The sequence below is a fragment of the Janthinobacterium sp. SUN120 genome, from assembly GCF_030397735.1.
Classification (GTDB): domain Bacteria; phylum Pseudomonadota; class Gammaproteobacteria; order Burkholderiales; family Burkholderiaceae_D; genus Janthinobacterium; species Janthinobacterium kumbetense.
In genome coordinates this window covers 847,279-870,919 of the sequence record NZ_JAPUBW010000001.1, presented here as the reverse complement: position 1 = coordinate 870,919, position 23,641 = coordinate 847,279, and the positions used below count along the sequence as shown (strand labels likewise).

The 23,641-nt window shown below is 62.3% G+C and carries 26 protein-coding genes; 12 read left to right on the top strand and 14 right to left on the bottom strand.

Annotated elements, in window-relative coordinates; genetic code table 11:
- The first annotated feature begins 172 nt into the window (after positions 1 to 172).
- Positions 173 to 1,291 carry a phospholipase A gene (locus tag O0879_RS03890; RefSeq protein ID WP_251348638.1) on the top strand — a complete coding sequence of 373 codons (1,119 nt, stop codon included), beginning with the start codon at positions 173 to 175 and terminating at the stop codon, positions 1,289 to 1,291.
- A 56-nt stretch (positions 1,292 to 1,347) separates the two neighbouring features.
- Here O0879_RS03890 and O0879_RS03885 read toward each other — a convergent pair whose 3' ends face one another.
- From O0879_RS03885 to O0879_RS03860, 6 genes are all read right to left on the bottom strand, one after another.
- The gene (locus O0879_RS03885; RefSeq protein ID WP_034784591.1) at positions 1,348 to 1,545 is read right to left on the bottom strand and encodes a hypothetical protein; all 198 of its coding nucleotides are present in this window, start codon (positions 1,543 to 1,545) and stop codon (positions 1,348 to 1,350) included.
- A 152-nt stretch (positions 1,546 to 1,697) separates the two neighbouring features.
- Positions 1,698 to 1,946, bottom strand: coding sequence for a hypothetical protein (locus tag O0879_RS03880; RefSeq protein ID WP_092708370.1), 249 nt, complete (start codon positions 1,944 to 1,946; stop codon positions 1,698 to 1,700).
- A gap of 100 nt (positions 1,947 to 2,046) precedes the next feature.
- Positions 2,047 to 2,970 (bottom strand): methyltransferase domain-containing protein, encoded by a 924-nt coding sequence (locus tag O0879_RS03875; protein ID WP_289914724.1) that lies wholly within the window; start codon positions 2,968 to 2,970, stop codon positions 2,047 to 2,049.
- Between the two features lie 256 nt (positions 2,971 to 3,226).
- Positions 3,227 to 3,877 carry an ankyrin repeat domain-containing protein gene (locus O0879_RS03870; RefSeq protein ID WP_289914722.1) on the bottom strand — a complete coding sequence of 217 codons (651 nt, stop codon included), beginning with the start codon at positions 3,875 to 3,877 and terminating at the stop codon, positions 3,227 to 3,229.
- A gap of 16 nt (positions 3,878 to 3,893) precedes the next feature.
- Complete coding sequence (locus O0879_RS03865) at positions 3,894 to 4,673, bottom strand: TatD family hydrolase (RefSeq protein ID WP_077404693.1); 780 nt, start codon at positions 4,671 to 4,673, stop codon at positions 3,894 to 3,896.
- An 86-nt stretch (positions 4,674 to 4,759) separates the two neighbouring features.
- On the bottom strand, positions 4,760 to 5,146 hold the full coding sequence (locus O0879_RS03860; protein ID WP_289914720.1) for a VOC family protein: 387 nt from the start codon (positions 5,144 to 5,146) through the stop codon (positions 4,760 to 4,762).
- 199 nt (positions 5,147 to 5,345) lie between these two features.
- On the opposite strand from O0879_RS03860, the gene O0879_RS03855 reads away from it, so the two are divergent.
- Positions 5,346 to 5,699 carry a hypothetical protein gene (locus O0879_RS03855; protein ID WP_289914719.1) on the top strand — a complete coding sequence of 118 codons (354 nt, stop codon included), beginning with the start codon at positions 5,346 to 5,348 and terminating at the stop codon, positions 5,697 to 5,699.
- Positions 5,700 to 5,762: 63 nt separating this feature from the next.
- Here O0879_RS03855 and O0879_RS03850 read toward each other — a convergent pair whose 3' ends face one another.
- Genes O0879_RS03850 through mltG form a run of 3 tightly spaced genes read right to left on the bottom strand, consistent with a single transcriptional unit; the run spans position 5,763 to position 8,456 of the window.
- Complete coding sequence (locus O0879_RS03850) at positions 5,763 to 6,791, bottom strand: DNA polymerase III subunit delta' (RefSeq protein WP_099667903.1); 1,029 nt, start codon at positions 6,789 to 6,791, stop codon at positions 5,763 to 5,765.
- Between the two features lie 15 nt (positions 6,792 to 6,806).
- Positions 6,807 to 7,448, bottom strand: coding sequence for a dTMP kinase (gene tmk, locus O0879_RS03845; protein WP_289897839.1), 642 nt, complete (start codon positions 7,446 to 7,448; stop codon positions 6,807 to 6,809).
- A gap of 21 nt (positions 7,449 to 7,469) precedes the next feature.
- Positions 7,470 to 8,456, bottom strand: coding sequence for an endolytic transglycosylase MltG (gene mltG, locus O0879_RS03840; protein WP_289914717.1), 987 nt, complete (start codon positions 8,454 to 8,456; stop codon positions 7,470 to 7,472).
- A 176-nt stretch (positions 8,457 to 8,632) separates the two neighbouring features.
- Between mltG and O0879_RS03835 the strand changes: the two genes are divergently transcribed.
- From O0879_RS03835 to O0879_RS03795, 9 genes are all read left to right on the top strand, one after another.
- Positions 8,633 to 9,748, top strand: coding sequence for a folate-binding protein (locus O0879_RS03835; RefSeq protein ID WP_289914714.1), 1,116 nt, complete (start codon positions 8,633 to 8,635; stop codon positions 9,746 to 9,748).
- Positions 9,749 to 9,755: 7 nt separating this feature from the next.
- Complete coding sequence (locus tag O0879_RS03830) at positions 9,756 to 10,046, top strand: DUF4936 family protein (RefSeq protein ID WP_289897836.1); 291 nt, start codon at positions 9,756 to 9,758, stop codon at positions 10,044 to 10,046.
- Complete coding sequence (locus O0879_RS03825; RefSeq protein ID WP_289914712.1) at positions 10,037 to 10,774, top strand: NRDE family protein; 738 nt, start codon at positions 10,037 to 10,039, stop codon at positions 10,772 to 10,774. The genes O0879_RS03830 and O0879_RS03825 overlap by 10 nt, the downstream gene beginning before the upstream one ends.
- A 208-nt stretch (positions 10,775 to 10,982) precedes the next feature.
- Entirely contained in the window at positions 10,983 to 11,990 is a 1,008-nt protein-coding gene (locus tag O0879_RS03820; RefSeq protein WP_289904897.1) for a LacI family DNA-binding transcriptional regulator, read from the top strand.
- A gap of 32 nt (positions 11,991 to 12,022) precedes the next feature.
- Positions 12,023 to 13,507 (top strand): xylulokinase, encoded by a 1,485-nt coding sequence (gene xylB, locus O0879_RS03815; RefSeq protein ID WP_354670182.1) that lies wholly within the window; start codon positions 12,023 to 12,025, stop codon positions 13,505 to 13,507.
- Between the two features lie 2 nt (positions 13,508 to 13,509).
- Positions 13,510 to 14,460, top strand: a complete 951-nt coding sequence (gene tal / locus O0879_RS03810; RefSeq protein WP_289914708.1) for a transaldolase — start codon at positions 13,510 to 13,512, stop codon at positions 14,458 to 14,460.
- Positions 14,461 to 14,524: 64 nt separating this feature from the next.
- Positions 14,525 to 15,460 carry an ABC transporter substrate-binding protein gene (locus O0879_RS03805; protein ID WP_077404737.1) on the top strand — a complete coding sequence of 312 codons (936 nt, stop codon included), beginning with the start codon at positions 14,525 to 14,527 and terminating at the stop codon, positions 15,458 to 15,460.
- An 80-nt stretch (positions 15,461 to 15,540) separates the two neighbouring features.
- Positions 15,541 to 17,040 (top strand): sugar ABC transporter ATP-binding protein, encoded by a 1,500-nt coding sequence (locus O0879_RS03800; RefSeq protein WP_289914706.1) that lies wholly within the window; start codon positions 15,541 to 15,543, stop codon positions 17,038 to 17,040.
- 24 nt (positions 17,041 to 17,064) lie between these two features.
- Positions 17,065 to 18,075 (top strand): ribose ABC transporter permease, encoded by a 1,011-nt coding sequence (locus O0879_RS03795; RefSeq protein WP_099667894.1) that lies wholly within the window; start codon positions 17,065 to 17,067, stop codon positions 18,073 to 18,075.
- A 59-nt stretch (positions 18,076 to 18,134) separates the two neighbouring features.
- Here O0879_RS03795 and O0879_RS03790 read toward each other — a convergent pair whose 3' ends face one another.
- From O0879_RS03790 to O0879_RS03775, 4 genes are all read right to left on the bottom strand, one after another.
- Positions 18,135 to 18,563 (bottom strand): GNAT family N-acetyltransferase, encoded by a 429-nt coding sequence (locus tag O0879_RS03790; RefSeq protein WP_289914703.1) that lies wholly within the window; start codon positions 18,561 to 18,563, stop codon positions 18,135 to 18,137.
- A 60-nt stretch (positions 18,564 to 18,623) separates the two neighbouring features.
- Positions 18,624 to 19,628, bottom strand: a complete 1,005-nt coding sequence (locus O0879_RS03785) for an NADP-dependent oxidoreductase (RefSeq protein ID WP_289916140.1) — start codon at positions 19,626 to 19,628, stop codon at positions 18,624 to 18,626.
- A 61-nt stretch (positions 19,629 to 19,689) separates the two neighbouring features.
- Complete coding sequence (locus tag O0879_RS03780; RefSeq protein WP_289897829.1) at positions 19,690 to 19,992, bottom strand: Dabb family protein; 303 nt, start codon at positions 19,990 to 19,992, stop codon at positions 19,690 to 19,692.
- A gap of 125 nt (positions 19,993 to 20,117) precedes the next feature.
- The gene (locus tag O0879_RS03775) at positions 20,118 to 21,296 is read right to left on the bottom strand and encodes an acetyl-CoA C-acyltransferase (protein WP_289914701.1); all 1,179 of its coding nucleotides are present in this window, start codon (positions 21,294 to 21,296) and stop codon (positions 20,118 to 20,120) included.
- 233 nt (positions 21,297 to 21,529) lie between these two features.
- On the opposite strand from O0879_RS03775, the gene O0879_RS03770 reads away from it, so the two are divergent.
- Entirely contained in the window at positions 21,530 to 23,230 is a 1,701-nt protein-coding gene (locus tag O0879_RS03770; protein ID WP_099667890.1) for an MFS transporter, read from the top strand.
- 97 nt (positions 23,231 to 23,327) lie between these two features.
- Here O0879_RS03770 and O0879_RS03765 read toward each other — a convergent pair whose 3' ends face one another.
- Positions 23,328 to 23,528, bottom strand: coding sequence for a hypothetical protein (locus tag O0879_RS03765; protein WP_077404762.1), 201 nt, complete (start codon positions 23,526 to 23,528; stop codon positions 23,328 to 23,330).
- Positions 23,529 to 23,641: the final 113 nt, after the last annotated feature.

Here is a 23,641-nt window from a genome sequence, read left to right as displayed (position 1 = left end):
CGGCCGCGCGCACGGTAGCCGCACGGGGTAAACAAGGTATTCCGCTATACTTTCATAAGTATTAATCTAACAAAGATTAATCAGGATCAAGACGCACGGTAATTTATCGTGTAAGGCGACGCCGCCGGCATGCAGCCCAGGTGCGCACCGAACGACATGCCCCACTCAGCCTATGACTATCCGACTAAGAAAAATAATTCTCTCTTCCCTGCTGGCATCGCCGGCGCTGGCCATGGCCGGCGAACTGGAACAGCAAATGCAGCGTTGCGCCGTGCTCGGTGACGCCAGCGCCCGCCTCGGTTGCTTCGACACCCTGGCCAAGGCGGCGGAAAAGGCCACCATCGCTGCCGGCGGCGATCCCGCCACGGCGGCGGTCACCCTGGCGGCAGCCGCCGAAGTCGCCCCCCTCACGTTTGTCAGCCCGCCTGGCGTGGCCACGCCGGACGCCGTCAACGCCGCCATTCCCGCCATCGCGCAGGCTGGCGCGGCGCCGCCGGAAGCGCCGATTTCGCGCACCCAGCAATCATGGGAACTGAACGACGCCTCGAAACGGGGACTGTTCAACTTCCGCCCGCACCGCGATACCTATCTGTTGCTGGCCAATTACAGCGACGCGTCGAATGACGAACCGTTCCAGGATTTCACGCCGGCCGGCATCAAGAGCCAGCACGTGGAATTGACGTTCCAGCTGAGTTTCAAGATGAAGCTGCTGGAAGATATCGCCGGCACGCCTATCGACATGTGGTTCGGCTACACGCAGCAAAGTTTCTGGCAGGCATATAACCGCAAGGCCTCGAGCCCCTTCCGCGAGACCAATTACCAGCCGGAACTGATGCTGGTCATGCCGATCAACAAGAATTTCGCGGGCATCGAATTCAATTACCTGAACTTCGGCCTCGTGCACCAGTCCAACGGCCAGACGTCGACCCTGTCGCGCAGCTGGAACCGCGTGTATGCCGAGCTTGGCATGGAGAAGGATAACCTGGCCGTCGCCGCGCGCGTCTGGCACCGCCTCGACAATAGCGCGGTCGACAATGACAATATCGACATCACCGATTACCTGGGACATGGCGACTTGCGCGTGAGCTATCGCAACAAGGGGCACGAGTATGCGGTGACGGCGCGCCGTAATTTCAGCAAGAAGCATGGCTCCATGCAGGCAAGCTGGGCTTTCCCTTTGAAGGCCAACCTGAAAGGCTATCTGCAGCTGTTCTCCGGCTATGGCCAGAGCTTGATCGACTACAACTATTCGCAGAAATCGATCGGTGCAGGTTTCATGGTTGACCTGTAAGCGGCACCTCAATGACAAATGGCGCCGAGGGCGCCATTTTTTATGGGGAAACCAGTTTAGCGCCGCCCGCCGCCCAGCACGCGGGCCGGCAGCATGACGATGGCGCGCAGCAATTCGAACACGCCTTCCACGCCGATGCCGATCAAGCGGAATGGCAGCAACAGCAGCCAGGCCAGCGGATACAGCACGAGAGCCAGCAAGGCCAGGGGCCAGCACACCAGCAAGAGCAGCAGCCACAGCACGAATCCCAGCATTGCGTTCCCCCTAGAATGAAATGTGCGGAGCAAGCCGTGCTTGCCCCGCTACCGTGACAGCACTATAGTAAAGCGCCGCGACGGCGGCAACGGCCATGCGATGAACTGCGTGCTGCGGGGATGAACGGTACGAAAACGGGAATGAACGGGGCTTATTGACCGACGCAAATCACTTTCGTGACGTATTCATGCGCATTCGGCTTCTTGCTGGTGGCCCATTTGATGGCCTGGTTGGCATCTTCGATGGTCATGACGGTGGCCTTGTCCTTCGACTTGATGAAGGACACGCCTTCAAACACGCCTTCCTTGCTGCGCATTACCTTGGCAAACACGGGCGGCCTGGTCTCGCCATCGCTGATTTTGTTCTGTTGCACGAGGTAACGCTGATCGATCTGTTCCATGATAGTAAAGCTGTCCAGTGGGTAAAAGACGAAATATACCCTGAATGGACAAACGCCGCAGGATGAAATCGCTGCGGCGTTGCCTTTACATTAATGATGCTTACGCATACACGGCGCTCTGCGTCACCGGCTGCAAGTTGACGTCATAGATGACCTGCGCGCGGATCGACGCTTCCAGCGAGGGAATCGAGCCGCCCGCGCGGTACTGGAAGGTCACCTGCAGCACGTCGCCCGCCTTCACGGCGATCGGCGTGGCCAGCGGCAAGCACATGTAGTGGTTCAGCCAGTCGATGGTGGTCGAACGCTCGGGCACGACGGCCAGGATGTTCTTGGTGACGAAACGCAAGGCGTTCAGGGTGCCGCTGCGCTCGACGACAAACTTGCCGTCGAAGCCGAACACGCTGTCCGTCAGCTGGCTGAAGTCGATGATGCTGTACACGGAAGGCGGCGCCAGTTCCTGCACGCCAGGGTGGATGGCCGTGGTTTCCTGGAATTGCACGATGGGCGCATAAAACCCTTCGAAATCGTATTCCTGCTGCATCGGCTGCACGGCCATGATGACGGCCTCGGGCAGGAAGATGGGCAGCGGGCCGCCGAAACGGGCCAGGTAGCGGCGCTTGAACGATTCGATCACTTCCACCTGTTTTTCGCGCAGCATGCCGACATGGATCATTTCGCAAATGACCACATCGACGGGCTCCGGCGGCAGGTACTCGAAGGCGTCCGCGTGGACGACCTCGACTTTTTCACCGTTGGGGTTGAGCGCCAGCATCTTGCGCGCTTCCTTGACCATGTCCGGATTGAATTCCACGCACCACACCTTGTCGGCGCGCGCGGCCGCAAACCACGACAGCACGCCCGTGCCGCCGCCCAGTTCCAGCACCTTCATGCCGGGTTTTACCGCGTAATCGATCGCCGACTTGAACCCGTGCATGCGGTTCTGGTCCATCAACATATTGTGGTGGTAATGGACGGGGATAAATTGCCCCAGGTAACAACTCTCGATTTCTCGTTCATTCAGCATGTCTGTCCTCTTGGAGTCTGGCTCCGATGGCCGATCGGTTTTGTCATTCCAGAAAGCAGTGATATCGCACGGGCTGCGCGAGGGGCGGCGACAATACAGCCGGCGCCTGACGGTGATGTGATGACCCATGCGACGTATCTCCTGATTAATGCGACACAATCATTATCGTTAATCGGCAGGGAGAACAAAGGGCTGAGGTGAGAGGCAATTCCATGCCAGTTTCAGCGCTGGCATGGAAAGTATTGCAATTAAAGAATCATTTGCGGGCTGCACGCGCCTTCTGTGCCGCTTCGATGATGGCGACCACGCCGGGCTTGTCGCCCGCCTGGGCGAACTGCACGGCCGTCCAGCCATGGTCGCTTTTCAGGCTGGCGTCCGCGCCCCAGGACAGCAGCAGCTTGACGGCGCCCTCCTGGCCTTCGCGGGCGGCAAACATCAGCGGCGTGATATTCGCGGGGGCGCGCGCATCGACCATGGCGTCGCGGTCGAGCAATATCTTCATGATGGGCAAGTCGCCAGCCGAGGCCGCATAGTGCAGCGCCGTCCAGCCGCTCTGGTTGACCTTGGCGCCCTTGGCCAGCAAGGCGTTCACGGCTTCCAGCTTGTGCTTGTAGGCTGCCATCATCAGCGCCGTGTTGCCGTTGGCCGAACGGGCTTCGATATCGATGCCGGGCGAATCGAGCAATACCTGGAACACCCGGTCCGCATCGTCGCGCAAGGCCAGCACGAGGGGAATGTCGCCCCGCTGCGCGTCAGGCTGGTTCGGATTCATGCCGTCAAGCAGCATGCTGCGCACGCCGCTGACATTATTGACGGAGACGGCGCGGAAGAAAGCGTCCGGTTCCGGCGCCGCGTGGCTGGCGGTGGTGCAGCACAGCAGCATCGCCAACGCGAGTTTTTTCATCATGTCTAACCTTAAGAAGTTACGGCAACTGATTGAATAACTTGAAGAAATTATCCGTCGTCTGGCGCGCCACCTGGTCCAGGGGGATGCCTTTCAAGGTCGACAGGTATTCCGCCACGTGGGCCACATAGCCGGGTTCGTTCATGCGGCCGCGGAACGGCACCGGCGCCAGATACGGCGAATCCGTCTCGATGAGGATGCGCTCGAGCGGCACTTCCAGGGCCACGGCCTGCAAGTCTTTCGCGCTCTTGAACGTGACGATGCCGGAAAAGGAAATATAGAAGCCCATGTCGATGGCGGCGCGCGCCACTTCCAGGGATTCCGTAAAGCAATGCATGACGCCGGCCACGCCGCCGTCGGACACGCCGGCGCCCTCTTCGCGCATGATGCGTATGGTGTCTTCGCTAGCCGCTCTTGTGTGAATAATCAAGGGCTTACGCGTGATTCTTGAAGCTTTGATGTGAGTGCGGAAACGCTCGCGCTGCCATTCCAGGTCGCCCGTCAAACGGAAATAGTCGAGTCCCGTCTCGCCGATGGCGATGATCTTCGGATGGTCGGCCAGACGGACCAGGTCTTCCACGGACGGTTCAGGCGTGTCCTCGTAATCGGGATGCACGCCGACGGAAGCAAAGATATGCGGATACTGCTCGGCCAGGGCCAGCACCTGTGGAAAGTCCGGCAAGTCGACGGACACGCACAGCGCGTGCGTCACCTTGTTCTCGGCCATCTTGGCCAGGATCTCGGGCATGCGAGCAGCCAGCTCGGGGAAATTGATATGGCAATGGGAATCGATATACATAAGGCGGGATTGTACCGGAGCACGGGAAAACTGGCAGGGGGAAGGTGCAAATCCGTACTGCCGCTGACTGCTCCCGCGTGGTTCGCCTATTGCCCCTGCGGCGGCTGCCACAGCTCCACCTTGTTGCCCTCGGGATCGATGACCCAGCCGAACTGGCCATATTCGGAATCGGGCGCCTTTTCCAGCACGTTGCAGCCCTCGTCGCGCAGGGCTTGCAGCAGCGCGTCGAGGTTGTCGACGCGGTAGTTGATCATGAAGGAGGCCTTGCCGGGGGCGAATTGCTCGCTGTCCTTGGCCGCGACGGACCAGATGGTGGTGCCGGCACTGGGTTTGCCATCGGCATCCGTCCAGGTGAAGGCGGCGCCGCCCCACGGCTGCACGTCCAGGCCCAGGTGGCGCTGGTACCAGGCGCGCAGCGCGGCCGGGTCTTGCGCGTGGAAAAAGATGCCGCCGATGCCAGTGACTCGCTTCATTTGACGCCTCCGGTGCGGCGCTGCCGCATGGTTTGCAAGAATGACTGACTGTAACACCGCGTTCTTGGCATGGCAAACGGACCTGGCCGGTGAAGTGGCCGGCCTTGACTGGCATGGCTAGGCAAAAATATTATCAAGATGTATAGTAGCTTGCCGATGCGCAACCATGGGGTTGCGCGCGGAACCGTGGAGAGTGTTCATGCTGAAAGTTGCCGGCCCTTTGATACTGTTGGCCTGCCTGGCCCTGACAGCGCATGCGCAAGACAAGCGCGATGCGCCGAAGGCCATCCCCGATGCTGGACTGTGCCAGCCCGTCTGCGCCTCGGCGCGCCAGGATTGCCGCGCGCAAGCGCAAGGCGCCACGGAAAACGATACCAGCCCCATGCTGTTGATGAAGCCGAGCAGCAATCCCTACGTTGCCGCTGGCAAAGAAGCCGGCGCCCAGTCGCAGCAGTTGCGCCCGACGGAGGCCGAAGCCTTCCGCGCACGGCGCGCCGAGCGCCAGCAAGCGTGCGAAGTGCAGTACCGCAGTTGCACGCGCACCTGCGGCTAAGTCATTCCAAACGGGCAAAAAATCGCACAATCCGGATTAACTTGGCAGCGCAAGTGTTTGATTTTATTGGCAACTAGATGCGTAGTCGAGCAGCATGTCTTCCAGAAACAGCTTGGGCGACAGGGGATGCTCGGCAATCGCCCGGCGTTCGTTGGCGGCCTTGATGGCGGCCATCAAACGGCTTACGTTGATGCGTCCCGCCAACGCTTCCAGTTCGCGCCGGTGGCGCGGGTAGTAGCGGATGGTGCCGGACAGCTTGACGGAAAACACGTCGTACAGCCAGCGCTGCAAGGAAGCGACCAGCGGCGCCAGCGGAGACTTCTGCAATTTATCGGCCGCTTTCAGGGCCGCTTCCACGCCAGGGTTAGCCAAGACTTGCAACAATTGTTCCGTCTCTTCGCGGCCACCCGATTCGGACTGAGCCAGTGCGGCCAGCGGCGCGCCGCCCTGCTCGCGCAGCCAGCTGTCCGCATCGTTCAAGCCTTGTTGCTTGAGCCACGTCAAGGCTTGCTCATGGCTGGGCATCGGCAAGGCAAATTTCCTGCAGCGCGACAATATCGTCGGCAGCAGGCGGTCCAGGCTGTTCGATGCCAGCAAGAACAGGGTGCCCGGCGGCGGCTCTTCCAGCGTTTTCAGCAAGGCGTTCGAGGCGGGCGTGTTCAGCGCCTCGGCCGGGTACAGCACCACCACGCGCAAGCCTTGGCGGTGCGTGGAAATGTTCATGAAGTCGGCCAGGTTGCGGATCTGCTCGATCTTGATGTCTTTCGACGGCGTCTTGGTCTTGGCGCTTTTCTTCGCGCCTTCGCCCTCTTCGCCGTCGTCCGCCACGTCGTCTTCCAGCGCTTCCGGACGGACCCGGCGGTAATCGGGATGGTTGCCCTGGCTAAACCAGCCGCACGAGGCGCAGGCGCCGCAGGCATGGCCGTCGGCGCGCACGTCTTCGCACAGCAATGCCTGCGCGAAATGCTCGATGAAGTCGGCCTTGCCGATGCCCTGGGCGCCATGGAACAGGATGGCGTGCGGCATGCGCGGGCGCAAGGCTTGCAATTGCTGCCAGGCGTCCTGTTGCCACGGATAGAGAGAAGTCGTCATTTTATTCTTTGCAAATCAACACGTTGCGATGCTTTTCTCAAGTAACACGTCAAGCAGCTGCGCCAGTTGTACTTGAATATCGGCAATGCTTTGCGTGGAATCGATGATGCGGAAACGCTGCGGGAACTGGGCCGCGCGGCGCAGATACTCGTTGCGCGTGGCGGCGAAGAAGTCCGATCGCTCCTGCTCGAACTTGTCGAGCGCACGCGTGGCGTCCAGGCGGGCACGGGCGACGGCCAGCGGCACGTCGAACAGGAACGTCAGGTCAGGCTGCAGATGCGGGTGCACCCACGCTTCCAGTTGCTCCATCTTGCGCAAATCCATGCCGCGCCCGCCGCCCTGGTAGGCGAAGCTGGCATCGCTGAACCGGTCGGAAATGACCCATTCGCCGCGCTCCAGCGCGGGCGCGATGACTTGCGCGATGTGTTCGCGGCGGCTGGCGAACATCAGCAAGGCTTCCGTTTCCAGGTGCATCTTTTCATGCAGCAGCAGTTCGCGCAGCTTTTCACCCAGGCTGGTGCCGCCCGGTTCGCGCGACGAGACGAGGGTCACGCCCCGCTGCTGCAGGTAGTCGGTGACAAAGCCGATATGCGTCGACTTGCCCGCGCCATCGATGCCTTCGAAGGTGATGAAACGGGGTTGATAGTGTGGTGTCATGAAGCTTCTAGTTTGAAATAATTAACGCTGGTATTGATTCACGGCGCGGTTATGGTCGGGCAAGTTGGCCGAGAACTGGCTGGTGCCGTCGCCGCGCGCGACGAAATACAGCGCCTGCGTGCGGGCCGGCGCCAGCGCCGCCGTCAGCGATTGCGCGCCAGCCAGGGCGATCGGCGTGGGCGGCAAGCCGCCGCGCGTATAGGTATTGTACGGGGTGTCCGCTTCCAGGTCGCGTTTGCGGATCTTGCCCTGGTAGTTGTCGCCCATGCCATAGATCACGGTCGGGTCCGTCTGCAGCAGCATGCCTGTCTTCAGGCGATTGACGAACACGCCGGCGATCATGGCGCGCTCGGACTTTTGTCCCGTTTCCTTTTCCACGATGGAGGCCATGATCAGCGCCTCGTACGGGTTTTTATACGGCAAGGCCGGATCGCGCTTGTCCCACGCTTCGGACAGGCGGCCGATCATGGCCGCGTGCGCCTGCCTGAAAATCTGCATTTCGCTGGCGCCCTTGGCGAACAGATACGTATCCGGGAAGAACAAGCCTTCCGGCAACACATATTCCGGGCTGATCTTCGCCATCAGTTCCTTGTCGGACAGGCCCACGGTATCGTGCTTGAGACCGGCATGGCTGGCCATGGCCATACGCATCTGCTTGAAGGTCCAGCCTTCGATGATGGTCAGCGACTCTTGCGCGAACTCGCCGCGCGCCAGTTGCGTGATCAAACGCTGCGGCGTGGTGCCCGGTTTCAACTCGTAGGAACCGGCCTTGATCTTCGAGGTCTTGCCTTCGATGCGCGCCAGCATGTTGAACAGGATGGGCACGATGGGCACGCCCGCGTCTGCGATCTGCTGGCCGGCCGCATGCGCGCCGCTGCCCGGGCTGATCGTAAACGGAATCGCTTCGCCGTCCGTGGTGATGGGCTGCTGCGCCCAGTACACAAAAGTACCACCGACGCCGATGGCGGCGATGACCGAGCTGACTACAAGTTTTTTAAAGAAAGCCATTGTTCCGATTCTTGTGATGCGGGCGCTGATGGCCAACGTCCGCTTGTTATGATCGTTCATTTGTGAAGCAAGTGCGCGCAAAGCGGCGCCAACACTGGCAATCTTGCCGCTGCCGACGCAATCTGCCCGACATCACTATAATGAACCCGTAATGATAATGCTTAATCGCTGATCTAATGGAAATTATGAATAACTGGAATCAATTTTTAACCGCACAAGGCGCCCGCCCCGTTGCCACCGATGGCGCGCCTGACAGCACCGCCCCCATCGCCGCCGCCCCTATCGCCGACTTCGGCCAGTCCCTGACAGTGCCCCAACTGCAAGAAGGTTTTGTCGCGGCCGTCACGGACCAGGGCTTGATCGGCTTGAACGGCGACGAGGCAGCCAGTTTCCTGCACGGCCAGCTGACCAACGACGTGGAACACCTGAGCCCGGAGCAAGTGCGCCTGGCCGGCTACTGCACGCCGAAAGGCCGGCTGCTGGCCAGTTTCCTGATGTGGCGCAACGCCACCACCATTTATCTGCAATTGCCGCGCGCCATACAGCCAGCCATCCAGAAGCGGCTGCAGATGTTCGTGCTGCGCGCCAAGGCCAAGCTGCACGATGCCTCCGGCGACGAAGCGAACCAGGTCGTGCTGGGCCTGGGCGGCAAGCAAGCCAACGCGGCCCTGTCCGCCTGGTTCCCCGTCCTGCCCGCCACGCCGTTCAGCAAGGTCGAACATGCGTCCGGCACCCTGCTGCGCGTGGCCGACGCCTTCGGCAGCCCCCGCTATGAATGGCTGACGTCCGCCGCCACGGCGCGCGACGCGTGGCCGCCATTGACGGCACAGCTGGCCAAGGGCGGCAATGACGCCTGGCATTTGTCGGACATCCACGCGGGCATCCCGCAGATCACGGCCGCCACGCAAGAACAATTCGTGCCGCAAATGGTCAATTTCGAGCTGCTGGGCGGCGTCAATTTCAAGAAAGGCTGCTACCCGGGCCAGGAAATCGTCGCGCGCAGCCAGTATCTGGGCAAGCTCAAGCGCCGCACCACCCTCGTCAGCATCGCTGACGCAAGCGTCGCCGCCGGTGGCGAACTGTTTGCCGTCAGCGACCCCGAGCAGCCTTGCGGCATGGTCGTCAACGCGGCGCCCAACGGCGACGGCGGCATCGACGCCCTCGTCGAAATGAAGCTGGGGGCGATCGAAGAAGGTTCAAGCGCCGCCGGCGCCGTGCGCTACGGCTCGGCCCAGGGCGCCGCCGTGCAGTTCCTGTCCATGCCTTACGTGCTCGACGCACTCGACTTGTGAGAATGCCATGAAAGATCTGTACGTTTACTATCAGGTAAAAGAAGAGCACGCCCAGGCGCTGGAAGCGCGGGTCCGCGCCCTGCAAGGCAAGCTGGCAGCCGCTTCCGGCGTGGCGCCGCAACTGAAGCGCCGTCCGGAAGCCAAGGACGGCTTGCAGACGTGGATGGAAATCTACCCCGTCGTCGGCGAAGGCTTTACGGAACTGCTGGCCAGCGTGGCCGAGGAAGCGGGCTTGCTGTCCCTGACGGCTGGCGCGCGGCATACGGAAGTGTTCATGGATTTGCCCCCATGTGCCTGATCGTTTTTGCCTGGAAAGTCAATCCGCACATCCCGCTGATTGCCGCCGCCAACCGCGACGAATTCTATGAACGCGCCAGCGCCCCCGCCGGCGCCTGGCCCGAGCACCCGCAAGTGTATGCGGGCCGCGACCTGCAGGCGGGCGGCAGCTGGATGGGCATCACCCAGGCCGGCAGCGGCAGCTCGCGCTTTGCCGCCATCACGAATATCCGCAGCCCGCAAGACCGCAACCCGGACGCCCCCTCGCGCGGCGCCCTGGTGGCAGACTATCTGGCCGGCGACATGTCGCCACAGGATTACATCGCGCAGATCCGCCCCGGCTGCACAGCCTACAACGGTTTCAACCTGGTGCTGGGCGACGCGGAGACCCTGATCTGGTTTTCCAACCGGGGCGACGGCGATGCGCGCAATGGCCAGCCATTGGAACCGGGCATCTACGGCCTGTCGAACGCCCTGCTCGACGCGCCGTGGCCGAAGGTGCTGAAAACCAAGGCCCAGTTCGCCAGCCTGCTGTGCCAGGGCGCGCCCGACGAAGCGTATTTCGACATGCTGGCCGACACCACGCGCGCGCCCGACTTCCGCTTGCCGGACACGGGCGTGCCGCTCGACCTCGAGCGCGTGCTGTCCGCCGTCTGCATCGAAACGCCGGGCTACGGCACGCGCACGTCCACCGTCGTGAAACTGTTCCCGGACTCTCCCGGCGAATTGCACGAGCTGGTGATTCAGTAATTGCTGCGGGGCCGGCACCGTCCGGCTCCGCCCCGTTTCCCTCATCCGTTCCCTCCCGCGCGGCTTGCTTGCCTTGGCAAAATATCGTTCGCGCAAAAAAAGAAAGCGCTTGCGCAAGCGCTTTCTTTTGTTTACGATAGCTTCAATCGCGGCGACACAGCCGTACCCAATCGCAGTACACAATAATAAAAAAACCTCAGGAGACACCATGGCCACCATGGAAGATGTAGCGCGGGCGGCGGACGTATCGCTGTCGACCGTCTCTCACGTAGTCAACGGCACCCGCAAGGTCAGCCCGAAAACCGTCGCCGCCGTCAACGCAGCCATGCAGCAGATCGGCTATGTACCGAACATGCTGGCACGCGCGCTGGCCGGCTCCTCGTCGGGCACCATCGGCGTGGCCATTTCCGCCTTCACCAATCATTACTTCAGCGAAACCGTGCGCGCCATCGAGGCGGCTTGCACGCGCCATGGCTTGATGATGCTGTTTTCCGATACGCATGACGACCCCGAACAGGAGTTGAAAGTGGTGCAGAACTTGCACCAGCGCCGCGTCGACGGCATCGTGCTGGCGCCGTCCGGCGATCCGCACAACCGCGCCCTCGACTATTTAAATAGCAACAAGATCGCTTCCGTGCTGGTCGACCGCATGTCGCCGCAACCGTTCGACCAGGTGGGCGTGGAAAACACACACGCCACGGCCGAGCTGGTCAGCCACCTGATCACGGTCCACGGCCACCGCCGCATCGGCTTCATCGCGGGCGCGCCCGGCCTGTCCACGACGGACGAGCGCATCGACGGCTACCGGCTGGCCTTGCAGCGCGCCGATATCGCCTTTGATGGGGACTTGCTGCGCTCGGGCGACTCCAACCTGGAGCGCAGCGGCGCGGCCACGCGCGAACTGTTGGCCTTGCCATCGAACAAGCGCCCCACGGCCATCGTCGCCGGCAATAACCTGATGACCATCGGCACCATGCACGCCTTGCGCGACGCGCACATTGCGGTACCTCAAGACGTCGCGCTGGCCGGCTTCGATGATTTCGACTGGGCCGATTATTTCAGCCCCCGCCTGACCGTGATGGCGCAGCCGCTCGAAGAGCTGGGCGCCATGGCCGTCGACCTGTTGATCGACCGCATCGCCAATCCAGGCCGCGCCCAGCACGTGCAGCGTTTGTCGCCAACCTTGCGCGTACGCAACTCCTGCGGCTGCCCCTGACCTTTACATATAGACACACCATGCATCCAGCAATTTCCCTCGGTATCGACCTCGGTACCTCCGAACTGAAAACCGTGCTGATGGACAGCGCAGGCAGCGTGCGCGGCCAGGCGTCCGTGCGCATCGACACCAGCCGCCCGCAAGCAGGCTGGTCCGAACAAGCGCCGCAGGACTGGTGGGCCGCCTGCATCCAGGCGCTGGCCCAGCTGCGCGCCGGCTGGCCGCAGGACTATGCACAGATCGCCTGCATCGGCCTGTCGGGCCAGATGCACGGTGCCGTGCTGCTCGACGCCAACGATGAAGTCATCCGTCCCGCCATCCTGTGGAACGATGCGCGCGCCGAAGCCGAAGCCGCTACCCTGGCGCGCGATTATCCCGCGTATGCGGACGTAACGGGCAGCCTCCCCATGGCGGGCCTGACGGCGCCGAAACTGCTGTGGCTGCAAACGCACGAGCCTGACGCCTTCGCCGCCATCGCCTGCCTGCTGTCGCCGAAAGATTATCTGCGCCTGCAATTGACGGGGATCAAACTCACGGACATGTCCGACGCGGCCGGCACCTTGTGGCTGGACGAGGCCAACCGTGCCTGGTTCGCGCCCATGCTGGCCGCCTGCGGCCTGACGCCGGAGCAGATGCCGGCCCTGGCTGAAGGCGACGCCGCCACCGGTACCGTGCTGGCGTCCATCGCCGACCAGCTGGGCTTGCCGGCGGATGTGGTGGTGGCGGGCGGCGGCGGCGACAATCCCGTCTCGGCCGTGGGCATCGGCGCCGTCAACGGCGGCGACAGTTTTATCTCGCTGGGCACTAGCGCCGCCATCGTGTCCGTGACCGAAGCACCGCTGGGCAACCCGGCCGGCGGCGTGCACAGCTTTTGCCACGCCCTGCCCGGCCGCTGGTATGCGATGGGCGCGATCCTGTCCGGCGCCAGCTGTTTGCGCTGGGCCACCGGCGTGCTGGGCCAGCCCGACGAAGCTGCCCTGCTGGCGCTGGTGGAAGCGGGCTTGCCGCTCGACGCCCCCGTCGCCCCTTCCGCGCCCCTGTTCCTGCCGTATCTGTCGGGCGAGCGCACGCCGCATAACGACCCGCAAGTGCGCGGCGCCTTTTTGCAACTGGGCCACGACAGCACGCCGGCGCAGCTCGGCTATGCCGTGCTCGAAGGCGTGGCCTTTGCCTTGCGCGACGCCATGGCGGCCGTCACGTCGACGGGCGCCGTCGTGCCCCATTGCATGCTGGTGGGTGGCGGCGCGCGCAGCCAGTACTGGGCGCAATTGCTGGCCAATGTGCTGGGACGCGAAATGCGCACCCTGCACAACAGCGAACTGTCGGCCAGCCTGGGCGCGGCCAAGCTGGGCTTTGCCGCCATCGGCCAGCGCCAGCTGCTGTCCACCGGCTTGTCCATCAAAAACACTTTCCTGCCCGATGCCGCGCACAGCGCAGCCTCGAGCATCCGCTACGGACGCTACCGTAGCCTGTTTCCCGCCGTGCAAGCCTTGCACCAACTCAGTGATAAGGAATAGTAATGAATCAGCTGCAACAATTGAAGCAACACAGCACCGTCGTCGCCGACACGGGCGACTTCCTGCAACTGGCGCGCTTCGCGCCGCAAGACGCGACCACCAACCCGTCGCTGATCTTGAAGGCCGTGCTGCAGCCCGATTACGCGCCCTTGCTGGAAAGCACGGTCGCCGCGCATCAATCCGCCAGCCTGGACGATATCGTCGACCAGGTGCTGGTACGTTTCGGCCTGGAAATTTTGAAAGTCGTGCCGGGCCGCGTCTCGACGGAAGTCGATGCCCGTTTGAGCTTTGACCGCGACGCCACCGTCGCCCGCGGTCGCCGCCTGATCGCCCTGTACGAACAAGCCGGCGTGGCCCGCGAACGCGTGCTGATCAAGGTCGCCGCCACCTGGGAAGGCATCCAGGCCGCGCGCGAGCTGGAAAAAGACGGCATCTTTTGCAACCTGACCCTGCTATTCGCGTTTTGCCAGGCCGTCGCCTGCGCCGATGCGAACGTGCGCCTGATTTCGCCGTTCGTGGGCCGCATCTACGACTGGCACAAGAAGTCGCAGGGCGCGGCATGGGACGAAGCGGCGCGCAGCCTGTCCAACGATCCAGGCGTGCAATCGGTCACGCGCATCTTCAATTACTACAAGCAACATGGCATCGCCACCCAGGTGATGGGCGCCAGCTTCCGCAACGTGGGCCAGATCACGGCCCTGTCCGGCTGCGACTTGCTGACCATCAGCCCGGACTTGCTGGCCAAGCTCGAAGCGGCGGATGCGCCATTCGAGCGCGCGCTGGGCGGCGACTTGGGCGCGGCGCAGCCGGCCGTCACCTACGACGAAGCGGCTTTCCGCTATGCCTTGAACGACGACGCGATGGCGACCGAAAAGCTGGCCGAAGGCATCCGCGGCTTCGCCGTCGATGCGGGCAAGTTGGATGCCATGATCGAGAAATTGCGCACTCGCTAAGTTTTTACCCAGTTTTTACCGTAGCACCGTTTGTTTTTTACAATAAAAACCCTTGGAGATCCTCATGAAAAAAGTCATTACCGCCTCCCTGCTGCTGTCCGCCGCCTGCGGCGCCTTCGCCGCCGACAAACCGCTGAAATCGATCGGCGTGAGCGTGGGCGACCTGGCCAACCCGTTTTTTGTCGCCATTGGCCGCGGTGCGGAAGAAAGCGCGAAAAAGCTGGGCGGCCCTGGCGTGAAAGTCACGACTGTTTCCAGCAAGTATGACCTGAACACCCAGGTGGACCAGATCGAGAACTTCATCGCCAACAAGACCGACATCATCATCCTGAACGCCGTCGATTCCAAGGGCATCGCGCCAGCCATCAAGAAAGCGCGCAATGCGGGCGTGGTCGTGATCGCCGTCGACGTGGGCGCCGTGGGCGCTTCGGCCACCGTGATGTCCGACAACACCATGGCGGGCGACGTGTCGTGCGCCTACCTGGCCAAACAGATCGGCGGCAAGGGCAATGTGGTGATCCTGAACGGCCCGCCCGTGACGTCCGTGATCGACCGCGTGAATGGCTGCAAGAAGACCCTGGCCGCGTTCAAGGATATCAAGATTCTGTCCGACAACCAGAACGCGGGCGGCAGCCGCGACGGCGGCATGACTGTGATGTCGAACTTGCTGACGGCCCATCCGAAGATCGACGGCGTGTTCGCCATCAATGACCCGACGGGTATCGGCGCCGAACTGGCGATCAAGCAGTCGAAGCGCACGGACGTGAAACTGATCACGGCTGTCGACGGCGCGCCCGATGGCCAGAACGCCCTGAAAAACAAGGCCGGCCTGTTTGCCGCCACCTCGGCGCAAAACCCGTACCGCATGGCCACGGACGCCGTGCAGATGGGCTACGACATCATGAACGGCCGCACGCCGAAACAGACCATGGTGCTGTTGCCGACGCCGGCCATCACCAAGGAAAACGTCGCCACCTACACGGGCTGGGTAAAGAACTGATCTGCCTGACCTGAACCACGTGTTGCCCGTCCCGGCCCCGGCCGGTGGCGGGCGGCAGTTTCACCAGCAAGGATATCCCCATGAGCGACGATATTATTTTTGAAATGCGCGGCATCGAGAAGCGCTTTGGTGCCACGCGCGCGCTGCGCGGCGTGCACCTGACGGTGCGCAGCGGCGAAATCCATGCCGTGATGGGCGAAAACGGCGCCGGCAAGAGTACCCTGATGAAGATTCTGTCGGGCGTGTACACGCCGGACGCGGGCGAAATCATCCTCGACGGCAAGCCGATCCGCATCCGCAACCCGGGCGAGGCGCGCGCGTTGGGCATCAACCTGATCTACCAGGAACTGAGCGTGGCCAAGAACATGACGGTGGCGCAGAACGTCTTCATGGGCAGCGAGCCGCAAGGACCGTTCTGGACCGTCAAGGGCGGCGAAATGCGCGCGCGCACGAACGCCATCCTGGCCGACCTCGGCTCCCGCTTCGACGCCGACACCATGGTGTCTACCCTGTCGATCGCCGAGCAGCAGCAGGTGGAAATCGCCCGCGCTCTCGTGCACGAAAGCCGCATCCTGATCATGGACGAGCCCACTGCCGCCCTGTCCGACCGGGAAACAGAACAATTGTTCCGCATCATCGAAGAACAGCGCGACAAGGGCCTGGCCGTGCTGTACATCAGCCACCGCATGGCCGAGGTGGAGCGCCTGGCGCGCCGCATCACGGTGCTGCGCGATGGCGCCTATGTGGGCGAGCTGGGCAAGGATGAGCTGGATCAAAAGAAAGTCGTGCAAATGATGGTGGGCCGCCCCGCCGACGACTTTTATTCGCACCAGCGGCGCACCACGCGGGGCGCCGAGCGCTTGCGCGTGGAAAACGTGGGCGGCGGCAAGGTCAAGCCCGCCTCGTTTTCCCTGCATGCGGGCGAAGTCACGGGCCTGGCCGGCCTCGTCGGCGCAGGCCGCACGGAATTGGCGCGCCTGATCTTTGGCGCGGACAGGAAACAAACGGGACAAGTGTGGCTCGATGGCCAGGAAGTGCATATCCAGCGCCCGCTGGCGGCCATCCGCCACGGCATCGGCTACCTGCCCGAGGACCGCAAGAGCCTGGGCCTGTTCATGCAATTGTCGGCCATGGAAAACATGTCGATGAATATCCTGTCCAAGCATGCGACGGCAGGCGTCGTCAACCGTGGCGCCCTGACGCAGCTCACGCGCGAAGCGATCAGCAACCTGAACGTCAAGGTGTCGGGACCGGACGGCATCGTCGGCGGATTGTCTGGCGGCAACCAGCAGAAAGTCTTGCTGGCGCGCTGGCTGGCCATCGCGCCGAAAGTGCTGATCCTCGACGAACCGACGCGGGGCGTGGACGTGGGCGCGAAGAGCGAAATCTACAAGATCATCCACCAGCTGGCCGATGCGGGCACGGCCGTGCTGTGCATTTCCAGCGAACTGGCCGAGCTGGTCGGCATCTGCGACCGCGTGATGGTGATGTGCGAAGGACGCCTGACGGGCGAAGTGACGGGCGACGACATCACGCAGGAAAACATCCTCGCCTATGCCACCCAGCTGGAAGCGGCATAAAAATAATCATTCAGGAGATTCAACATGACAACGACTACCACCCGCGGCGCCGCGCGCGCCGGCGAACCCTTCAATGCCTCGAACCTGATGCGCCGCCTGGGCATGCTGCCCGTGCTGGTGGTGCTGTACCTGGCCATGTATGGCTTGACCGTGTATTTCTCGGCCGACGGCACGTCCACGTTCATGACCAGCAATAACACCATGAACATCTTCCGCCAGGTGTCGATCAACATCGTGCTGGCGTCCGGCATGACCTTCGTCATTTTGACCAGCGGCATCGACCTGTCCGTCGGCTCCGTGCTGGCCGTCTCGGCCGTGGCAGGCATGCTGATGTCGCTGTCGGCCCAGTTCGCGGGCTTCTCGATTCCCGCCTTCCTCATCGTCGGCCTGCTGCTGGGCGCGCTGAACGGCGTGCTGGTGGCCCTCGTCGGCCTGAACCCCTTCGTCGTGACCCTCGGCACCATGACGGCCCTGCGCGGCGCCGCCTACCTGCTGGCGGATGGCACCAGCGTGCTGAACACGGAAATCCCCAGCTTCGAATGGATGGGCAACGGCAGCTTCCTGGCCGTGCCCTGGCTGATCTGGCTGGCGGCGGCCGTCGTCGTGCTGACGTGGTTCATCTTGCGCAAGACCACCCTGGGCCTGCATATCTACGCCGTCGGCGGCAATATCCAGGCGGCCCGTTTGACGGGGATCAAAGTCGGCCTCGTGCTGATGTTTGTCTACACGATCAGCGGCCTGTTCGCGGGCCTGGGCGGCGCCATGTCGGCCAGCCGCCTGTATGCGGCCAACGGCAACTGGGGTACCGGTTATGAACTCGATGCCATCGCGGCCGTCGTGCTGGGCGGCACCAGCCTGATGGGCGGCGTGGGTTCCGTCTGGGGCACAGTCATCGGCGCGCTGATCATCGGCGTGATGAACAATGGCTTGACGATCCTGGGCCTGTCGTCGTTCTGGCAGTATGTGGCGAAAGGTGTCGTGATCGTGCTGGCCGTGATTCTGGACAAATGGCGCCAGAGCCACGCGCAAAATTAAGCGTACCCGCGCGGCGTCCGTATTCGCGGACGTCGTGCGAACCACGCCTGCTTGATTAATCAGGCAAACTGCAGGCGCATTTCGACATGCGCAATCCCCGCCTCTTCAAATTGTTCCCCCTGCTGCACGAAACCGTGGCGCGCATAGAATGGCGCGGCTACGGTTTGCGCGTTCAGCACCACCGCCAAGTCTCCCCGTTCGCGGGCTTTGTCCATCAGCAAGGTCAAAATGGCGCCGCCCACGCCCGTGCCGCGGCCCGGCTGGCGCACGGCCATGCGGCCGATGTGGCCATCTGGCAATAAGCGGCCCGTGCCGATGGCGTTGCCGGCATCGTCATAGGCGACGGCGTGCAGGCAGACGGCGTCCATGTCGTCGAGTTCGATCTCGGCCGGCACTTTTTGTTCATCGACGAAAACTTCAAAACGGATGGCGGTGGCGTCAGGGCCCAGGGTGGCCCAGTTGCCGAGGCGGATGGTGTGCTTGGTCATGGTGTAATGTAGAAAGAGACAGGCCGCAATTGTCGCACGACCTGCCTTTCCACAGAGAGATCAGCTGAGCTTGACCAGCTGCTTGCCGAAGTTGCGCCCTTTTAAGAGGCCGATGAACGCTTCCGGCGCGCTGGCCAGGCCGTCAGCCACGGATTCGCGGAATTTCAGCTTGCCCGTCGCCACCAGCGTGCCCAGTTCACTCAAGCCTTGCGGCCAGAATTCCGGCTGCTCGGAAACGATGAAGCCGCGCACGGTGAGGCGGTTGGTGAGGATCAGGCGCGCATTGTCGAGCGGCGTCGGTTCACCGTTGTAGCCGGCGATCCAGCCGCACACGGCGATCCGGCCAAACGCATTGGTGCGCGCCAGGGCCGCATCGAAGATGGCGCCGCCCACGTTTTCAAAGATGGCGTCGATGCCGTCCGGCGTGGCCGCCGCCAGGTCAGCCTCCAAGTTGCCCGCCTTGTAGTCGACGCAGGCGTCGAAACCCAGTTCATTCACCACATACGCGCACTTGTCCGCGCCGCCGGCGATACCGACCACGCGGCAGCCTTTCAATTTCGCCAGCTGCCCCACGACGCTGCCCACGGCGCCGCTGGCGGCCGACACGACGACCGTTTCGCCCGCTTTCGGCGCCATGATCTGGTTCAAGCCATACCAGGCCGTCATGCCCGGCATGCCGACGGAACCCAGATAGGCGGAAGCGGGAATGTGCGTCGTGTCGACCTTGCGCAGCATGGTGCCGTCCGATACGGCCACTTCCGTCCAGCCCAGGGTGCCCACGACGGTGTCGCCCACGGCAAACTTCGGATGCTTCGATTCCAGCACCACGCCCACCGTGCCGCCGATCATGGTTTCATCGAGCGCCTGCGGCGCCGCATAGCTTTTATTGGCGCTCATGCGCCCGCGCATATAGGGGTCGAGCGACAGGTACTGGTTGCGCACCAGCAATTCGCCATCCTGGATGGAGGGAATCTCTTTGGTTTCCAGACGGAAATGTGCCGGCTGCACTTCCTCATTGGAGGCGGGACGCGAGGCGAGGACGATGCGTTGGTAGGTGGTCATGATGCTCCTGTCAATAAAGTGAGAGAGTTACATGCTGATGAACAAGGTGTCTGCTGCGTAAGGACTAAATCTCATAATCCATACATTGGCGCGCTTCCCGCACGGCGCCAAAGAATGGCTTGATTTTCACGTGCTCGGGGTGATTCTGGTAAGCGTCGAGCGCCTCGCGGCTGGCGAACTCGCTGTACAGCACGATATCGTAGGTCGCTTCCAGGCCAGGCTGGGCCACGGCTGCCTCGAATTTCAAGATGCCGGGCACCAGGTCCGAGCAGGAATCGAGCAGGGCTTTCAGTTTCAATGCATTGGTGGCGCGGTCGGCGCCTTCGGCGTGGTCTTTGAGTTTCCAGAAAACGATGTGCTTGATCATGGCGGCAGGCTGCTTGTTTATTAATGAAGCATTACTGTAACCGCTATCGGCGCGTCTTGCAGGAACAGGGCGCGAAATGCAAACGGGCGGCCCTGGAAGCCGCCCGCGGACCAGGTTTACCTATATCACAGCACTTCGAACAGCCCGGCCGCGCCCTGCCCGCCGCCGATGCACATGGTCACCACCACGTATTTGACGCCGCGGCGCTTGCCTTCGATCAAGGCGTGGCCCGTCAGGCGGGCGCCCGACACGCCGTACGGGTGGCCGACGGCGATCGCGCCGCCGTTGACGTTCAGGCGGTCCATGGGGATGCCCAGGGTGTCGGCGCAGTACAGCACTTGCACGGCGAACGCTTCATTGAGTTCCCACAAGCCGATGTCGGCTACAGTCAAGCCCGCCTTTTTCAGCAGTTTCGGGATGGCAAACACGGGGCCGATGCCCATTTCATCGGGTTCGCAGCCGGCCACGGCGAAGCCGCGGAAGATGCCCAGCGGCTGCAAGCCTTTCGCTTCGGCCACTTTCGCATTCATGACGATGGCCATCGAAGCGCCATCGGAAAACTGGCTGGCGTTGCCGGCGCTGATGACGCCGCCCGGAATGGCCGGGCGGATCTTCGCCACGCCGTCATACGTCGTGTCCGCGCGGATGCCTTCGTCTGCCGAGATCGTCACTTCGCGCGACACCAGCATGCCGCTGGCCTTGTCGGCCACGCCCATGATGGTGGTCATCGGCACGATTTCCGCATCGAACAGGCCGGCAGCCAGGGCCGCGGCGGCGCGCTGCTGACTTTGCGCGCCGTAGGCATCCTGGCGTTCGCGCGAGATCTGGTAGCGCTTGGCCACGGTTTCAGCCGTCTGCAGCATGGGCCAATACACTTCCGGCTTGTGCTGCTGCAGCCAGACGTCGCGGTACATATGCGTATTCATTTCATTTTGCACACAGGAAATCGATTCCACGCCGCCCGCCGCATAGATATCGCCTTCGCCGGCGATGATGCGCTGCGCCGCCAGGGCGATGGCCTGCAAGCCCGAGGAACAAAAACGGTTGACGGTCATGCCGGCCGTCGTGACGGGGCAGCCGCCGCGCAAGGCCACCTGGCGCGCAATGTTGCCGCCCGTGGCGCCTTCCGGAAAGGCGCAGCCGACCAGCACGTCTTCCACTTCCTCCGCCTCGATGCGCGCGCGCTCGACGGCGGCCGCCAGCACATGGCCGCCCAGGGTGGCGCCATGCGTCATGTTGAACGCGCCCTTCCAGGACTTGGCCAGGCCCGTGCGGGCGGTCGATACGATGACGGCTTCATTCATGCTGTGTCTCCTTGTGGGAATGTTATATGGTCGGGTGGTATATCTGCGGAATCAGAATAGCACATTTAAGTACGGTCGTTCGCAAAGTTGAAATGAATGGCAATTTGTAAGCTTGCTGTAAGTTTCAAGCAAGCATGACGTAAGGTTCAGAGAACACACTCGCCTCCAGCTGTTGCAAGAATGGTCAAAAAGACCGCGGCAATGGTTCACTATAAAACATAGGGAGACAAACCATGGCATCACCATCCGGCTCTGCCGACGTACGGAAAATTTCCACCAAAGGAACGCCGATTACGCCAGAGGAACGCAAGGTCATCTTTGCATCCTCCTTGGGCACCGTCTTTGAATGGTACGATTTTTACCTGTACGGTTCGCTGGCATCGATCATCGCCAAGCAATTCTTCATCGGCGACCCCACCACCACCTTCATCTTCGCGCTGCTGGCCTTTGCCGCCGGCTTCATCGTGCGTCCGTTCGGCGCGCTGGTCTTCGGCCGCCTGGGCGACATGATCGGCCGCAAGTACACTTTCCTGATCACCATTCTGATCATGGGCGGCTCCACCTTCATCGTCGGCTTGCTGCCGGGCCATGCGTCCATCGGCATCGCCGCACCGATCATCCTCGTCATCCTGCGCATCCTGCAAGGCCTGGCGCTGGGCGGCGAGTACGGCGGCGCAGCCACCTACGTGGCCGAGCATGCGCCTGAAGGCAAGCGCGGCGCGTTCACTGCGTGGATACAGACGACGGCAACCCTGGGCTTCTTCCTGTCGCTGATGGTCATCCTGGGCACCCGCCTGGCCACCGGCGAGAAGGATTTCGAAGCGTGGGGCTGGCGCATTCCCTTCCTGGTCTCCGTTATCCTGCTGGGTATTTCCGTGTGGATCCGCCTGGCCATGAATGAATCGCCGGCGTTTGCCAAGATGAAGGCCGAGGGCAAGACCTCGAAAGCCCCGCTGACGGAAGCGTTCGGCAAGTGGAAAAACCTGAAGATCGTCATCCTGGCCCTGATCGGCCTGACCGCCGGCCAGGCAGTCGTGTGGTACACGGGCCAGTTCTACGCCCTGTTCTTCATGATCCAGACCCTGAAAGTGGACCTGGCAACGGCCAACGTGCTCGTCGCCGTCGCCCTGCTGCTGGCCACGCCGTTCTTCCTGTTCTTCGGCAGCCTGTCCGACCGCATCGGCCGCAAGTACATCATCCTCGGCGGCTGCCTGATCGCCGCGGCCACCTACTTCCCGATCTTCAACGGCCTGACCCACTTCGCCAACCCGCAGCTGGAAGCGGCACTGAAGAACTCGCCAGTGGTGGTGGTCGCCGATCCGGCATCCTGCCACTTCCAGTTCAACATGACGGGCACGAAGAAGTTCCCATCGTCGTGCGACATCGCCACGGGCTTCCTGTCGAACAGCTCGGTGAACTACACGAAGGAAGACGCGCCGGCCGGCAGTATCGCCAAGGTGCGCATCGGTACGAAGGAATTTAGCTCGTTCAACGCCGTCATGACGCCGGACGGCCTGAACTTCGATGCGGACAGCAAGGCCCACGAAGCGGCGCTGAAGAAAGAACTGGGCGCCGGCATCAAGGAAGCGGGCTACCCTGCGAAAGCCGATCCGGACCAGATCAACAAGCCGATGGTCGTCTTGCTGCTGTTCATCCTGGTGCTGTACGTGACCATGGTGTATGGCCCGATCGCCGCCATGCTGGTGGAAATGTTCCCGACGCGTATACGTTACACCTCGATGTCCCTGCCCTACCATATCGGTAACGGCTGGTTCGGCGGCCTGCTGCCGACCACGGCCTTCGCGCTGGTGGCCTTCAAGGGCGACATTTATTATGGCCTGTGGTATCCGATCGTCGTTGCCCTGGCGACTGTCGTGATCGGCACCCTGTTCGTCAAGGAAACCAAGGACAACAATATCTACGCCGACGATTAAATGGATGCAAGCTCCGGCCGCAAGACCGGGGTCCGCAAAGCAAAACGCCGCTGACTGGTCAGCGGCGTTTTTTTATGTGGCGTCTATGGCGGCAGGCTTACTTGTCGTTTTTCTTTTTCAGCTGGTCGCGCTGCTGCACGTATTCCTGGTAGCTGGTCTGGTTGCGCTTGCGGCAGGCGTTGCGGTCGTCAAAATTATTGAGGCTGTTGCAATACTCGCCGATCTTGTCCCGGTTTGCGTCATACAGTACTTCACAGCCAGTAATGGCCAGCAAGAAGGGAATGATCAGATATTTCATTGCTACTCTCATGGATAGGGACGGGATTGCGCGAAAAACACCAGATTGCCCACTGGATAAGCGGGCAGCTTTATCTTAACGCGATCCTGGCGAAAAGTACAAGCGCTCGGTAT

Excerpts from the sequence above, each read along its gene's own strand:
- O0879_RS03850 (WP_099667903.1), bottom strand. The coding sequence starts at position 6,791 with ATGACGACTTCTCTCTATCCGTGGCAACAGGACGCCTGGCAGCAATTG.
- O0879_RS03875 (WP_289914724.1), bottom strand. The coding sequence starts at position 2,970 with ATGCTGAATGAACGAGAAATCGAGAGTTGTTACCTGGGGCAATTTATC.
- O0879_RS03820 (WP_289904897.1), top strand. The coding sequence starts at position 10,983 with ATGGCCACCATGGAAGATGTAGCGCGGGCGGCGGACGTATCGCTGTCG.
- tal (WP_289914708.1), top strand. The coding sequence starts at position 13,510 with ATGAATCAGCTGCAACAATTGAAGCAACACAGCACCGTCGTCGCCGAC.
- O0879_RS03885 (WP_034784591.1), bottom strand. The coding sequence starts at position 1,545 with ATGCTGGGATTCGTGCTGTGGCTGCTGCTCTTGCTGGTGTGCTGGCCC.
- tmk (WP_289897839.1), bottom strand. The coding sequence starts at position 7,448 with ATGACACCACACTATCAACCCCGTTTCATCACCTTCGAAGGCATCGAT.
- O0879_RS03870 (WP_289914722.1), bottom strand. The coding sequence starts at position 3,877 with ATGATGAAAAAACTCGCGTTGGCGATGCTGCTGTGCTGCACCACCGCC.
- O0879_RS03890 (WP_251348638.1), top strand. The coding sequence starts at position 173 with ATGACTATCCGACTAAGAAAAATAATTCTCTCTTCCCTGCTGGCATCG.
- O0879_RS03780 (WP_289897829.1), bottom strand. The coding sequence starts at position 19,992 with ATGATCAAGCACATCGTTTTCTGGAAACTCAAAGACCACGCCGAAGGC.
- O0879_RS03800 (WP_289914706.1), top strand. The coding sequence starts at position 15,541 with ATGAGCGACGATATTATTTTTGAAATGCGCGGCATCGAGAAGCGCTTT.
- O0879_RS03775 (WP_289914701.1), bottom strand. The coding sequence starts at position 21,296 with ATGAATGAAGCCGTCATCGTATCGACCGCCCGCACGGGCCTGGCCAAG.
- mltG (WP_289914717.1), bottom strand. The coding sequence starts at position 8,456 with ATGGCTTTCTTTAAAAAACTTGTAGTCAGCTCGGTCATCGCCGCCATC.
- O0879_RS03795 (WP_099667894.1), top strand. The coding sequence starts at position 17,065 with ATGACAACGACTACCACCCGCGGCGCCGCGCGCGCCGGCGAACCCTTC.
- O0879_RS03830 (WP_289897836.1), top strand. The coding sequence starts at position 9,756 with ATGAAAGATCTGTACGTTTACTATCAGGTAAAAGAAGAGCACGCCCAG.
- O0879_RS03765 (WP_077404762.1), bottom strand. The coding sequence starts at position 23,528 with ATGAAATATCTGATCATTCCCTTCTTGCTGGCCATTACTGGCTGTGAA.
- O0879_RS03835 (WP_289914714.1), top strand. The coding sequence starts at position 8,633 with ATGGAAATTATGAATAACTGGAATCAATTTTTAACCGCACAAGGCGCC.
- O0879_RS03805 (WP_077404737.1), top strand. The coding sequence starts at position 14,525 with ATGAAAAAAGTCATTACCGCCTCCCTGCTGCTGTCCGCCGCCTGCGGC.
- O0879_RS03880 (WP_092708370.1), bottom strand. The coding sequence starts at position 1,946 with ATGGAACAGATCGATCAGCGTTACCTCGTGCAACAGAACAAAATCAGC.
- O0879_RS03855 (WP_289914719.1), top strand. The coding sequence starts at position 5,346 with ATGCTGAAAGTTGCCGGCCCTTTGATACTGTTGGCCTGCCTGGCCCTG.
- O0879_RS03790 (WP_289914703.1), bottom strand. The coding sequence starts at position 18,563 with ATGACCAAGCACACCATCCGCCTCGGCAACTGGGCCACCCTGGGCCCT.
- O0879_RS03770 (WP_099667890.1), top strand. The coding sequence starts at position 21,530 with ATGGCATCACCATCCGGCTCTGCCGACGTACGGAAAATTTCCACCAAA.
- O0879_RS03860 (WP_289914720.1), bottom strand. The coding sequence starts at position 5,146 with ATGAAGCGAGTCACTGGCATCGGCGGCATCTTTTTCCACGCGCAAGAC.
- O0879_RS03825 (WP_289914712.1), top strand. The coding sequence starts at position 10,037 with ATGTGCCTGATCGTTTTTGCCTGGAAAGTCAATCCGCACATCCCGCTG.
- O0879_RS03865 (WP_077404693.1), bottom strand. The coding sequence starts at position 4,673 with ATGTATATCGATTCCCATTGCCATATCAATTTCCCCGAGCTGGCTGCT.